Source organism: Marinobacter sp. 1_MG-2023 (genome assembly GCF_030549045.1).
GTDB lineage: Bacteria > Pseudomonadota > Gammaproteobacteria > Pseudomonadales > Oleiphilaceae > Marinobacter.
The window spans coordinates 85817-98892 of sequence record NZ_JAUOST010000005.1; the positions used below are offsets into that span (position 1 = coordinate 85817).

Consider the following 13076-nt stretch of genomic DNA (forward strand, 5'->3'; position numbering starts at 1 on the left):
GAAGCGTCTGAACCGGTCAATGGTGCCGGTTCAGACCCTGCATTGTGGCCGGGTCGCCGCCATGCACCACTGCATAGTTGCTGACCACATCGTGAATTTTTTCCTGGGAATAGGGTTTGACCACATAGCCGTTGGCTCCTGCGCTGATGGCCCTCTGAATACTGTCAATAGAATCATCCGCTGTAACCAGCACAACATGCTGTCCATCCCGGGCCATCTTGAACTCCCTCATTAGTTCATGCCCGTCGCCATCCGGTAAACCGAGATCCAGCAGCACAATCTGGAATTTGCCAGCATCAAATGCCTTGCGAGCTGAGGCCGCATTCTCGCAATCCGTTACGTCAGCTGCTCCTGCCTTATGCAGCATCCCAACCAGTCGTTCACGCATCACCGGCTCATCTTCGACAACCAGTACGGTCAAATTACCCATCCTTTATCTCCTTGTTCGCCAGAGGTATTGCTCACCGGGCTCCTTGCAGAACCGGGATTACCAAGAGTCGGAACCAGTATGCCGAGGCAGGTCCAGCGGTGTAGACCCGACTCTCGAGGCGCGGACAATATCCGGCATAACCCCCTCTGTATTGGCGGGGTATGATTCCTGCTCGCCATCACGGGTCAGTATATTGCTGATACTGACCGCCGTTGAATAGAGCGAAATCGCAATGATCAGTAGCACCGGCTGCACAAACGCCACGAAACCAGGCACTTCAGTGCCTCCCGAAATACTCAGCATCAGGATAATGGCGGGCCCCAGAACGACAAATAGTGTCAGGGCTATAAAGAATACAATACGTTCTTTATAGCGGCCAAGGTCCCGGTTAGTGACCAGCCCAAGCACGAACTTGCCGATTGCAAGACCGGCAAGAATAGCAGCCGCTATGCTCAGATCCGCATTCATCAGGGTTTCGTAAAGCTGACCATCCCAAAGGCGCTGCATGCCGATAACGAGAAACGGGAAAAGCACGAACAGAATATCGGCATAGGTGCCGTACATCATGCTCATGGACTGGTTTTCACGGTGTAACTGGCGCTCACTCATTGAACCCTTCCTTTTTTATTCTGTGTTTGTTCACGCTCTATCATCTCACCCAGTATCGCAAGCTCAGTGCGTACCTGCTCCCATTGTGGGCTCGTGCCTTTTACAAGTGCCTCCACAATACCCGCCTGGCGGGTCATTGCCGGATACCCCATAGCGCCCGCAGAGCCTTTAATCTGATGAGTTTCCGTTTCGAGTGTTGCCTGATCACCGCTTGCCAGTGCCAGGCTCATTCGCTGCCAGCGCCCGCCTAGCCCGGACAAGAACCTGGTCGCCAGGCGTGCAATTTCCTCATCGTCATATACAGTCTCCTCGCTCCGGGGGACATACGTCAGAAAACGCTCCAACAGCGTGTGCAAACGCTGTTCATCTAGTGCTTCGTCCAACACCTCGTCGCAACCTGCTTCACGCAATACGTCGATTTCCTGCTGGTCAGCGGCGCCAACGGCAATGACCGGGTATCGAAAACCCGCTTGTCTGAGCAGCTGCGTTGCATCCACACGATTCATTTCGGGCATATATCGACCCAGAAGCACCAGTTGCACAGACTCGGAAAGCGCCTTACGAACAGCTTCCGCACCTGAGGCAACCGCTATCACGTCCGGCCCCATAGGTTTCAGCATCCGCACTGCCAGGTGCCGGCGTTCTTCATTGGCCTCCGCCACCAAAACACATCCGTGGTATTGCTGGTCGGGCTCCCCGACACTGCCGGGCTGAACCTTCAGGTAACGGGCCAGAACCTGGTAGAAACGCTGCTTGTCGATGGGCTTTGCCAGGTGTTCGTTGCAGCCGGCAAGCCGGTAGTCGGCAATATCCTCTGACATGACATTGGCTGTCAGTGCAATTACTGGCGTATTCACTCCCGCCTCCCGCAACGCAGCGGTGGCATCACGGCCGTTCATGACCGGCATCTGAATGTCCATCAGAATCAAATCAAAAGGCTCTCTGACAGCCACTTCCAAAGCTTCTGCGCCGTTACCCACGTGCACAAGTTCAGCACCGGTGCGCCCTACCAGCAGCGAAACAAGGCGGCGATTTACATCGTTATCTTCCGCACAAAGTATGCGTCCGGAAAGGCGAGGCGCCACAACTACCGGAATACTGCGCCGACGCCGGCTGAGCTCCGACGCGTCCTGCAGGAAATGCACATCATTCAGGGCACCGGTGCGAATCGACAATTCAAACTCACTGCCTTCGCCGTATGTGCTGCTGACCCGGATACTGCCACCCAGCATTTCGGTCAGCCGCCTCGAAATACTCAGGCCAAGCCCTGTACCGCCATACTGCCGGGAAATAGCGGCACTGCCTTGGGCAAAGGGGTCAAACAACCGACCAACCTGCTCCGGCTTCATACCGATTCCCGTATCCACAACCCGAGCAACCAGCAGTTCCTGCTCGCAATCACAACGAATCAAAAGGGAGATCGAGCCTTTTTCTGTAAATTTGAGAGCATTTCCGCACAGATTGATAATAATCTGGCGCAAACGCGTCGGATCCGTCTGGATCTGCTCTGGTAGCGGGAATTCACAGTCTATGTTGAAAGTCAGGCCTTTTTCTCTGGCCCGCGGAGCAAAAAACGCGCGGATTTCATCCAGCAGATCTGGCAGATTCACCGAAACCACATCCAGGTCCAGTTTGTTGGCATCGATTTTGGAGTGATCAAGGATATCGTTTACCAGGTCGAGAAGATGCCGCCCGCTGCGGACAACGGTCTCCGCGCTGCTGCGCTTTTCCTGCTCATCAAGGTCAGGATCCATGAGCGTTTCGCCGTAACCGATTATCGCCGATAGCGGCGTTCGTATCTCATGGCTCATATTGGCAAGGAACTGGCTCTTGGCCTCTGCGGAATTGCGCGCAAGCTCTTTTTCCAGCCGCTCCTGCTCCCGCTCACGCTCGATACGCTGGCGCCGGTGACTTTCCGTAGAATCAACACAGGTTCCTTCCAGGTGCGTGGGCTCGCCATCGGCGTCGTAAGCGGTATGGAGAGAAATAATGGCCCAGCGCTCCTTCCCTTCATTCGTCAGGTATCGAGCCTCCACCCCTTTTACCGTGCCCCGCGCCTCCAGCTGCTCAACCACCAGTTCCCGGAGCTGACTATCGGCAATGCACGCCTCAAGTACATCCGGGTTGTTTTCCAGAAGTTCCTGGCTGTTATCAAACCCCATCAAACGTGCCATAGCCGGGTTGGCCGTAACAAACTGTCGCCCGGGGGACATCTGGAAAACCCCCTCAATGGCGTTATCAAACAATGACTGGTAACGCTGCAGGTTGGATAAAGCCCGCCGGCTCCAGTTCAATGCCTGGCCCTGGACCTGCTTGATCCGGTCAGCCAGAGCAAAGGAAAACAGAATAATCTGTGCAGTGAGGCCGATCTGGGGCGCATAACCAGTGAATGTGTTGAGCGGCAGGTACCCCATAACCGTCAGGGCGTATATACCAAAGCCAATCAGCGCCAGCGTCCAGGCGAAAAAGTAGGAGCGTGCAGCCGGGTTGTAATAGCGCCAGGACAGATAGCTCACCACGATCAGGATAATGCAGAGCAACATTGAACCGATGACAATCCATTCCATGGCAACGTGATAAGGCAGGAACAGTGACAATACAAAGGTAAGAAGTACCGAAGAGATGCATAGCTTTATCACCCGGTCCAGATCCATAGACCGGGCGCGGGTTTCGAGCAATGCCCGAGCCATCAGAAGGCCCCAGAACCAGGTCGTGATGATCTGAAAATGCAGATACTCCTTGCTAAAGATTGCAGGACGGCTATCCAGCAACTGAACGCCGTGTACCTGTTCAGTAGCGATAAACACCGCTGCCGATACCAGGTAGAGCACGTAATAGATATTGCTTCGTTCGCGAACAGATATCGCCACAAACAGGTTATAGGCCAGAATGGCGAGCAGGCTCCCCAGAAGTGCGCCTCGGACCATCTCATCCACGGACACTTTTTCAATGTAGCTGTCCGGGCTCCAGAGACTGACGGGCAAGCGGAACGTGTTGGTATTTATAATGCGCAAGTACACCGAAGTAACACTGCCCGGCTCAAGATGCAGGCGGAACGTGGGGTTGGGCACAGCCAGATCACGCTCTGCCCAGTTGTCTTGATAGCCTGCCGTGCGCTGATCAACCAACTCGCCATCGCGCACCAGATACAGCACCACTTCATCTACCAGTGGCAAAGCCAGCTCCAGAATCCAGTCTGAGCCCGCCTCACCTGTATCCGTACGCAAGTCAAAGCGCGTCCAGTAAGCAGATTCGGTATAGCCGAAATTCAGCACACCGCTTTCATGCCGGGTGAATCGCTCGGGCTCCAGAGCAAGAATATCGGGTAGAAGGTAAAGCTGTCCGGCATCCTCCAGATACGAGATGCAGCCACCTAAATCACGAACGCTCTCCATGCCTTTTTGCAGAAGAATCTGACCATTCCGGCACGGCTCACTGGCGCTCGCAACGGCGGGCGCCAGTGCCGTTACCAGGAGTATCGCGGCAAGCAGCCATTGCACCGCTTGGCCTGAAGCCGATTTGCACCGTTGCTGCAAAATGTGATCTCCGCGAGGGTAGATGCCTGTTTTATGGTTTATTGTCAGCAGTCGGATCGGGGCGGAAAGCCCCGCGGGTATTCACTTTAGTCGTTTACGGACAATTGCGCACCTCAGGGCCTTCTGAAATGAGACATTCCTGCTTTTTCGCTGCCATCTCACTTACACTACTGAACTTGAGCGGTTGCGGACTGGAGGATACCGGTGAATCGGCGTTTAATCCTGCAACCAATGTGGACCTCGCCTTTTCAACATTTGATCTCGAAAATACCGAGCAAGTACCCGACAACCTTGAATACACCCGGTTCCGGGATTTCTACCAGGGCATACAACCCAGCGGTCCCGACGACAGTGCTGACAATCGTGAAACGGCAAACGAGATTCGCGCCCACATTGACAGGTTCATTCAGGCAACCCGTGCCGAAAACAGCAATAGCTATGAAAAAGTGCGCAACCCGCTGGATCTGATCAATCAGGTCATTGCATCCAATCAGGTCACCAACTTCCGGGAAGGCCGGACGTATATCAGCCAACGCATTGCCGCCGGACAGGCCGGCACCTACAACACCCGGGGAAACGGGGCGCTCATCAGATTTACAGATCAGAACGCTGTATTGAGCGACAAGTCGCTCAACGACAAGCTATGGGTTTTCTCGACACTGGACTGGAGATACCTTCCAGTCGGCCCCGAAGGCAGCGATCTGGATGCAAAGGTTTATCGAACCATACAATACGTGAGCCGGAGCGTTGAACCTGAAGCAGCTGAGGCCCAGCCGGAATTGATCAGCCTGCTGGCAGGGAGCCGGTTTGATGCCAACAACTTTGTGACTCTCGGCTACAACAGCCCGGAGTATGCGACTGCGGATTATCTCAGCAGGAACTTCGGCAGTATCGAGCTAAGGCAGGATTTCGTTCAGGACAAAGTCGACACTCTGTTTATCAAGAGTGCAGATAAAACAACACTGGATCTTAACCGATACGACGCCCTCAGCCTGAGCGACTCAAGCCCCGACTGCCTGAGGATCGAGCTGAACTACGCAAATTCAATACTTAGAATATTCTATTCCAATGGGGAACCCACTGTAATTAACACCCCAACCGATGCGGAGCCGGAAAAAACCACCGCTAACCCGGCTCATTGCAGTAACCAGCCAGACAATGATGCAGCTGTCAGCTGGATTGCGACCGGTGCATTCGTGCGTCAATAGACACGGCGTTCATCAAGCCCCCAGTTCTGCAAAAAACCTTTTTTGTGACTGATGATTCGCTCGTAGGCCGAAATCATGACGGCAACATGAGGGGCTTTAGTCAGGCGCAGAATCTCTATACGTCGCTCCAGCCGCTCTACTTCTGTACTGACTTGCTGATGTACGTGGCTTCGGACACTGTCGTGGTGATCGAGCCGGACGTTTCTGGCGGTGGAAGGGTATTCGTACTGGGGGAATCCGGGCTTTTCCATTGTGTCTCTCATCCATTGAGTAACGGCAATTCCTTTACCAGAATGCAGTTTGCACAACTGTCTGACAAAGCGCAACAAAAATGAATGGAGTTTCACTTTTACGACATAATCGCAGCAAGAACCCGAGACGCAGAGAAACCCTTTGAATCCACTGCTATAGTGCCACTTACTGCTTCATTTCCAGCCACCGGGATTGCTTATGAGCCAGACATCCGTTGCCGATACCCTCAGAGAATACCTCTCCCTGCTTGAGTTACTGGACGATGCCTACTGGGAAGCCGCCAGCATCCAGCATAAGGACATGTTGTACGACATCATCAGTATTTTCAGCCAGGAAGTGTCCGAGATAAACAAGCTCAGCATTCAGGACCACCATTACCCTTATGAGGTGATCACGGAAGGCATTCGCCGTGTTGTGCCCAAACTGGAGCGGCTGGATGAGAGCCGCGAGGAAGTCATTCAGCGCACTCAGACACTGACGGACTTTCGCGACATTCTGTCATCCGTGCTCGGTATTCTGGAAGCGCAACTCAGAACCTTGTAAATAGTTGCTGCCTCAGGCAGCGATCACCGGGCGCTCGCTTTCCGGGCGAAGCGGGAACTCCCGGGCAATGGTATAGACGAACTTCCCGAGTGCAGGTAGGTGGTGCCCGACGATGGGAATCCCGGTATTAAGAAGACTTACGGAGATATCCCGCGCCGCATCTGCCCAACAGAGCTTGTTAATCAGCCCCACATGGCCGAAGGCATAGCGGCTTTGCTGGCCCCACAAACCAACCGGATTGCCGCCCAGCATCATCCCGGCACTGAAACGCATGGGGATCATCATGGTTCGATCAATCTGTAATGAGCCGAATTGCTGGATTGCGCGCCGAACAGTGATCTCACTGCAAATGCGCTTGCCTTTCCAAATACCGCCGTTAAGCATCATCTGGAAGAAGCGCCCCATTTCCTCCGCTGTTCCGCAAAGATTACCCGCCGGGATCACGGCTTCCTGAAAGCGAGGGTCGTTGGTTACCTGCTCCACGGTCGCAATGTCACCGCCAAGCGCACGGTTGACGATCCAGGACACAGGGAAGCGAGGTGTAGGGCCGGTAGCGTAGTTGGTGGCCAGCTCATGAAGGTTCTCCGGCTGAATTCCGTAGGTAAACCATTTCATGCCCATAGGCTGGCGCAGGTGTTTATCGAGATAGTTTTCGATAGAGTCGCCGGTCACCTTTTCCAGCACTCTCTGCAGCACATAGCCACCGGTTATTGCATGGTAGGCAACTTTGGCGCCATTTACCTCAACTGCTCTGGCCTCACAGAGCAGTCGCCAGATCTCGTCCTGATTCCATAGAACATCAATCGGGGTTTCATTCGGAATAGCAGGAATTCCACCCCTGTGTGACAGGATCTGATGCACTGTGATGGTCCGCTTCCCGTTCGTGGCGAACTCCGGACAATAATAGGATACCGGGTCCATCAGGTTAACCAACCCCTGCTCAACCAGCATATGCATCAACAAAGCGGTAACCGCCTTGGACGCCGAGAAGTAGCAGATGGGCGTATCGGTTGTCATCGGTACTTTGGGCACACCAGCAGGATCCTGGGGACCATTGCCACTCGCATGGCCAATCGCACGATGCAGAATCTGCTCGCCCCTGTGGCGCACAGATAACTGGATACCCGGGTGGACACCGGTGCGGTAGAGAGATTCGACGCTTTTCCAGATAGCATCTACGGTGCGGGTATCAACACCAACCGATTCCGGTCTTTCGCCGGCGGCATCGCGGTGCGTAACGGTAGATAGATCTTTGGGGACCTTACAACTATGCAGTGCACGACGGGCTATTGGGTTCATCGGGTATGCCTTGGTATTGGTGACTGTTTTTATTCTGTATACGGGTTGGTTAAGTCTGAAGTTATCATAGACTGGTGAGCATGATAAAAACCAATGGTTTCAGGAGCACTCTATGACGCCTGGTATCAATGCGGCCTGTAAAGCCGGCGTTACCCACAACATCCACGAGTACGACCACGATCCCGCCAGCGCGGGTTACGGCAACGAAGCCGCCGAAAAAATGGGCGTTAACCCGACACGGGTATTTAAAACACTGGTTGTCACCGTTGATGGCAAAACCCTCGCCGTCGGCGTGGTACCGGTTACCGCCATGCTGAGTATGAAGTTGATTGCCAAAGCTGCCGGCGGCAAGAAAGCCAGCATGGCCGATCCACAGGAAGTCCAGCGTCGCACCGGCTATGTGCTCGGGGGCGTAAGTCCATTGGGCCAGAAAAACCGTCTGAAAACGTTCATTGATGCCTCCGCTGAGGCCTTTGAAACCATCTACGTCAGTGCTGGTCGCCGCGGCCTGGAGATCGAGCTTTCACCCGGGGACCTGGCCCAATTGACCGGAGGGCGGTTCGCACAGTTACAACAGGAGTAAGGCATCTCCCACGCAATGGGTTTGCGGTTAATCCGCGGCCAAAAAAAACCCGGAAGGCCACAAGGGGCGTTCCGGGTTTTTATTCACAATTGCAACGCGGATTATTTCACCGAAGCACGGGCCTCTTCCATAATCCGGTTAAGAGTTTCACTCGGCTGCATTACCGCCTTCACCTTATCTGCAGGTGCGTGGTAGTAACCACCGATATCCGCAGGATGACCCTGGATAACACTCAACTCTTCCAGAACCTTGTCCTTGTTCTCTTCCAGTTGTGCCGACAGTTTTGTAAAGAACTCTTTCAGCTCCGGGTCACTATCCTGGTTGGCCAGACCTTCTGCCCAGTAGCGCGCCAGATGGAAATGGCTGCCACGGTTATCCAGCTCACCCGTTACCCGTGACGGCGACTGGTTGTTTTCCAGCAGGCGCTCAGTAGCCTTGTCCAGGGTCTGCCCCAGCAGGCGTGCACGCTGATTTTGGTGCTTTTCACCCAGCTCATCCAGGGACACCGCAATGGCCAGGAACTCGCCCAGCGAATCCCAGCGCAGGTGGTTTTCCTGCAACAATTGCTGTACATGCTTGGGTGCAGAGCCGCCAGCACCAGTTTCGTAAAGACCACCACCGTTCAACAGGGGCACGATAGACAGCATTTTGGCACTGGTACCCAGTTCCAGAATCGGGAACAGGTCGGTGAGGTAGTCACGCAGTACGTTACCGGTTACAGAAATGGTATCCAGGCCACGAATCAGGCGCTCCATGGTCCAGCGAATGGCGCGGACCGGTGACATGATGCGGATATCCAGACCGTCAGTGTCGTGATCCTTCAGGTAGGTGTTTACCTTCTTGATCAGCTGCGCGTCGTGGGCACGTTCATCGTCCAGCCAGAATACAGCGGGCATGCCAGTAGCACGGGCGCGATTGACGGCAAGTTTGACCCAGTCGCGGATCGGCAGGTCTTTGGTCTGGCAAGCGCGCCAGATATCGCCTTCCTCAACATTGTGTTCGGTCAGTACGGTGCCATCTTCGGCAATCACCCGCACAATACCGTCTTCCTTGATTTCGAAGGTCTTGTCGTGAGAGCCGTACTCTTCGGCTTTCTGCGCCATCAGGCCTACGTTTGGCACAGTACCCATAGTGGTTGGATCAAAGGCGCCATGAGTCTTACAGAAGTTGATGATTTCCTGATAGATGGTGGCGTAGGTGGACTCAGGCATAACGGCCTTGGTGTCCTTCAACTTGCCATCACGGGCCCACATCTTACCGGAGTTACGAATCATGGCCGGCATGGAAGCATCAACGATCACGTCACTTGGTACGTGCAGGTTGGTAATCCCTTTAACGGAATCAACCATGGCAATTTCAGGGCGATGCTCGTAGGTCTTGTGCAGCGCTTCCTGAATTTCTTCCTGCTTGGATTCCGGCAACTGCTTGATCTTTTCGGTGACAGACGACAGACCATTGTTCGGGTTTACACCGATTTCTTCAAACAGGTCACCATACTGGTCAAACAGTTCCTTGTAGAAGATCTTCACCGCGTGACCAAACACGATCGGGTGAGAGATTTTCATCATGGTGGCTTTCACGTGCAGGGAGAACATCACGCCAGTTTTTTCGCAATCTTCGATGGCCTCCTCGAAGAATTTGCACAGCGCTTTTTTGCTCATGAACATGCCATCAAGCACTTCGCCTTCAAGCAGAGGTAGCTCAGCCTTAAGTACAGTCTGCTTGCCCGCCTTGTTCTCGAAAACAATGCGAACGTTGGTCGCTTTGTCGAGAGTCAGCGATTGCTCGTTGGAGTAAAAATCGCCACCGCGCATGTGCGCCACGTGGGTACGCGAAGCCGGGCTCCACTCACCCATGGTGTGGGGGTATTTACGGGCAAAGGCTTTGACGGCGGCTGGGGCGCGGCGGTCAGAATTGCCTTCACGCAGAACCGGGTTCACGGCGCTGCCAAGTACTTTGGCGTAGCGGGCAGTAATCTCTTTTTCTTCGTCGGTTTCAGGGTTTTCCTTGTATTCCGGAAGCTTGTAACCCTGGTCGATCAGTTCGTTAATAGCGGCGCGTAGCTGCGGAATAGAAGCAGAGATATTCGGCAGCTTGATGATGTTCGCATCCGGGTCTTTGGTGTAGTCGCCCAGTTCCGAAAGGGCATCCGGAACCCGCTGATTTTCTTCAAGGTAATCCGGGAAGGTTGCCAGGATACGGGCCGCCAGGGAAATATCGCTGGTTTCAAATTCAATACCAGCCGGTTTGGCGTAGGTTTCCAGGATCGGAAGAAGGGAACGTGTCGCGAGAGCTGGTGCCTCGTCGGTCAGTGTATAGACAATCTTTGCTTTGGATGATGTCATTTTCGTCCTCAGGATAATAGGTGGGTTCAGGACGGCCATGGCGAGATCTGCAGCCTTGTGAGCGACTGATCGTTGCTATGACTGATTTGGAACTTTTAATAGGCCTACTAAGATACCATTTTTTTGGGATTTCTGGTTACGATCTTAGTATAAGAACGGAGTAAACACCGTTAATCTTCAGTGACAGAGTGATTAAATGGAGGGAATTTACGAAACTTTCGAACATTTTGCTTCGATGTATAGCGGTGGGGCCTCTGCTCCCCACCGCTCACACAAGCTAAGTCTTCGGTAGCAAGTTTACCTCCGCAAGCCGGTCACGAATCTGGTCCAGAGCTTCCGGGTTGCCCAGAGCATCGCGGTTATCTGCCTTACTGGAGCCATTGACCAGGCGGGCAACGGCCAGCTCCACTTTCTTACCGCTACGGGTATAGGGAATGTCAGGCACCTGCACAATGTGCTTTGGAACATGGCGTGGGCTGGCACCTTTACGGATCCGGACCTTGAGCTGATTCAACAGCTCGTCGGTTAGTTGCTGACCTTCCGCAGGCACAACGAACAACACCACTTCTACGTCGCCTTCGATCTGGCGTCCCACCACAAGGCTGTCTTTGATAGCCGCTTCGGTTTCTACCTGGCGATAAATTTCTGCCGTGCCGATGCGCACCCCGCCGGGGTTGAGTGTGGCATCGGAGCGCCCGTAAATAATTGCGCCGCCGTGCTCGGTAAACTCAATGAAATCTCCATGCGCCCACACGCCCGGAAAGCTCTCGAAATAGGCAGAGCGATAGCGTTCACCGTCGGCGTCATCCCAGAAAGCGACGGGCATGGAGGGCAAAGGTTGGCGGCACACGAGTTCGCCCCGACCCTGCTTCACCGGCTTGCCATCGTCACCATAAGCAACAGCATCAACGCCCAGAAGGCTGCACTGTATCTCGCCCCGGCGCACCGGCAACATGGGTGTGGAACCAACAAAACAGCCGCAGATATCTGTACCACCAGCAATGGAACCAAGCAGTGCTTCAGGGGCTCCATGGCTGTACATCCAGTCATAGTCTTCCGGAAGCAAGGGCGAGCCGGTTGAAAATACGACCCTCAGGCTGCTGAGGTCAAGCGTATGCGCCGGGGACATTTCGGCTTTTCGGCAGCCAGCAATAAACCGGGCGCTGGTGCCGAAGTGGGTGACGTGTTCGGCGGCGACGGTGTCCCACAGAAAGCTGAGACTGGGGTAGCCAGGTGAGCCGTCTACCGTGATCACGGCGGCTCCGGTTAACAAAGCTGACGCCTGCCAGTTCCACATCATCCAACCGCAGGTGGTGAAGTAGAGGAATCGATCTCCGGGACCTATGTCACCGTGCAAGATCAGTTCCTTGGCATGATTCACCAGTAAACCAGCAGTCCCGTGGACAATGCACTTGGGCTTGCCGGTTGTGCCGGACGAATACAGGATATAAACAGGGTGATCCGGATCGACAGGGGTGTACGAGGGTGCCTGGCCCGCGCCGGAAGCAAGCGCTGCGTCCCAGGTGGTAACGAGTTCGCCCGGAATAGCGGCTTCACCCGGAAGCTGCTCAACACTGATAACACACTTGAGCGACTGCAGACCTGCCACCAGTTCAGCAAAATCCTGCTGTCGGGCGAATGTCTTGCCGCCATAGCCATAGCCGTTTACCACGATCAGTGCAGAGGGCTCAATCTGGCCAAACCGGTCAAGAATCGCATTGATACCGAAGTCCGGCGAGGCGGAGCTCCAGATGGCGCCAAGGCTGGTAGCCGCCAGCATGCCTACGATGGCCTCATAGCCATTGGTGACAACACCGGCTACCCGGTCGCCTTTTTCGATGCCCTTACTGCGTAAAAACGCCTCCAGTGCGCCAACGTCGGCTTTCAGTTCACCGTAGGTGCGACGCAGAACAGGGCGCGTCTCACAATAAGCCACGATCGCTTCCTGGTTAGCATGATCACCTTCAGCCAGTCGCAGCAGGTTGGCCGCAAAGTTCAGTTTCATGCCCGGGAACCACTCGGCACCCGGCATGTCCCGCTTGCCCAGCACCTTGGTGGCCGGCGTTTCGCAGATCAGCCCGCAATAATCCCAGACTTTGGTCCAGAAGGTTTCCAGATCATCAACGGACCAGCGGTGCAGCGCGTGATAATCGGCAAAGGGACCATATCCCTGATCTTCCAGCCAAGCTTTGAACCTGCCCATCCGGGCATTGTCCAGCGTGTCCTCCGAGGGAGTCCAGACTACGGGTGATAGTTCAGTAAAGCTCATCC

At 54.5% G+C, this 13076-nt stretch carries 10 protein-coding genes; 3 read left to right on the forward strand and 7 right to left on the reverse strand.

Annotated elements, in window-relative coordinates; genetic code table 11:
- Positions 1-16: 16 nt before the first annotated feature.
- The 3 genes from Q4606_RS13280 to Q4606_RS13290 are packed head-to-tail and all read right to left on the reverse strand — an operon-like array spanning position 17 to position 4539.
- Positions 17-430 carry a response regulator gene (locus Q4606_RS13280; protein WP_303607822.1) on the reverse strand — a complete coding sequence of 138 codons (414 nt, stop codon included), beginning with the start codon at positions 428-430 and terminating at the stop codon, positions 17-19.
- A gap of 57 nt (positions 431-487) precedes the next feature.
- Positions 488-1039 (reverse strand): hypothetical protein, encoded by a 552-nt coding sequence (locus Q4606_RS13285; protein WP_303595324.1) that lies wholly within the window; start codon positions 1037-1039, stop codon positions 488-490.
- Positions 1036-4539 carry a 7TM diverse intracellular signaling domain-containing protein gene (locus Q4606_RS13290; protein ID WP_303607823.1) on the reverse strand — a complete coding sequence of 1168 codons (3504 nt, stop codon included), beginning with the start codon at positions 4537-4539 and terminating at the stop codon, positions 1036-1038. The genes Q4606_RS13285 and Q4606_RS13290 overlap by 4 nt, the downstream gene beginning before the upstream one ends.
- 164 nt (positions 4540-4703) lie before the next feature.
- Between Q4606_RS13290 and Q4606_RS13295 the strand changes: the two genes are divergently transcribed.
- Positions 4704-5783, forward strand: a complete 1080-nt coding sequence (locus Q4606_RS13295) for a hypothetical protein (RefSeq protein WP_303595322.1) — start codon at positions 4704-4706, stop codon at positions 5781-5783.
- Here the strand turns inward: Q4606_RS13295 and Q4606_RS13300 are convergent.
- The gene (locus Q4606_RS13300) at positions 5777-6034 is read right to left on the reverse strand and encodes a hypothetical protein (protein ID WP_303595321.1); all 258 of its coding nucleotides are present in this window, start codon (positions 6032-6034) and stop codon (positions 5777-5779) included. The two genes, Q4606_RS13295 and Q4606_RS13300, sit on opposite strands and share 7 nt — an antisense overlap.
- Positions 6035-6233: 199 nt before the next feature.
- Here Q4606_RS13300 and Q4606_RS13305 point away from each other — a divergent pair, with 199 nt between their 5' ends.
- The gene (locus Q4606_RS13305) at positions 6234-6578 is read left to right on the forward strand and encodes a hypothetical protein (protein WP_303595320.1); all 345 of its coding nucleotides are present in this window, start codon (positions 6234-6236) and stop codon (positions 6576-6578) included.
- Positions 6579-6590: 12 nt separating this feature from the next.
- On the opposite strand, the gene Q4606_RS13310 is transcribed toward Q4606_RS13305, so the two are convergent.
- On the reverse strand, positions 6591-7877 hold the full coding sequence (locus Q4606_RS13310) for a serine hydrolase (protein WP_303607824.1): 1287 nt from the start codon (positions 7875-7877) through the stop codon (positions 6591-6593).
- Between the two features lie 112 nt (positions 7878-7989).
- Between Q4606_RS13310 and ybaK the strand changes: the two genes are divergently transcribed.
- Complete coding sequence (gene ybaK, locus Q4606_RS13315) at positions 7990-8460, forward strand: Cys-tRNA(Pro) deacylase (protein WP_303607825.1); 471 nt, start codon at positions 7990-7992, stop codon at positions 8458-8460.
- Positions 8461-8561: 101 nt separating this feature from the next.
- On the opposite strand, the gene Q4606_RS13320 is transcribed toward ybaK, so the two are convergent.
- Positions 8562-10805, reverse strand: coding sequence for an NADP-dependent isocitrate dehydrogenase (locus tag Q4606_RS13320; RefSeq protein ID WP_303595317.1), 2244 nt, complete (start codon positions 10803-10805; stop codon positions 8562-8564).
- A 277-nt stretch (positions 10806-11082) separates the two neighbouring features.
- Positions 11083-13074 (reverse strand): acetoacetate--CoA ligase, encoded by a 1992-nt coding sequence (locus Q4606_RS13325; RefSeq protein ID WP_303607826.1) that lies wholly within the window; start codon positions 13072-13074, stop codon positions 11083-11085.
- Positions 13075-13076: the final 2 nt, after the last annotated feature.

What these genes read in the sequence shown, in the direction of transcription:
- Q4606_RS13280 (WP_303607822.1), bottom strand. Translation starts at nt 430, where the DNA reads ATGGGTAATTTGACCGTACTGGTTGTCGAAGATGAGCCGGTGATGCGT.
- Q4606_RS13295 (WP_303595322.1), top strand. Translation starts at nt 4,704, where the DNA reads ATGAGACATTCCTGCTTTTTCGCTGCCATCTCACTTACACTACTGAAC.
- Q4606_RS13310 (WP_303607824.1), bottom strand. Translation starts at nt 7,877, where the DNA reads ATGAACCCAATAGCCCGTCGTGCACTGCATAGTTGTAAGGTCCCCAAA.
- Q4606_RS13300 (WP_303595321.1), bottom strand. Translation starts at nt 6,034, where the DNA reads ATGGAAAAGCCCGGATTCCCCCAGTACGAATACCCTTCCACCGCCAGA.
- Q4606_RS13305 (WP_303595320.1), top strand. Translation starts at nt 6,234, where the DNA reads ATGAGCCAGACATCCGTTGCCGATACCCTCAGAGAATACCTCTCCCTG.
- Q4606_RS13325 (WP_303607826.1), bottom strand. Translation starts at nt 13,074, where the DNA reads ATGAGCTTTACTGAACTATCACCCGTAGTCTGGACTCCCTCGGAGGAC.
- ybaK (WP_303607825.1), top strand. Translation starts at nt 7,990, where the DNA reads ATGACGCCTGGTATCAATGCGGCCTGTAAAGCCGGCGTTACCCACAAC.
- Q4606_RS13285 (WP_303595324.1), bottom strand. Translation starts at nt 1,039, where the DNA reads ATGAGTGAGCGCCAGTTACACCGTGAAAACCAGTCCATGAGCATGATG.
- Q4606_RS13320 (WP_303595317.1), bottom strand. Translation starts at nt 10,805, where the DNA reads ATGACATCATCCAAAGCAAAGATTGTCTATACACTGACCGACGAGGCA.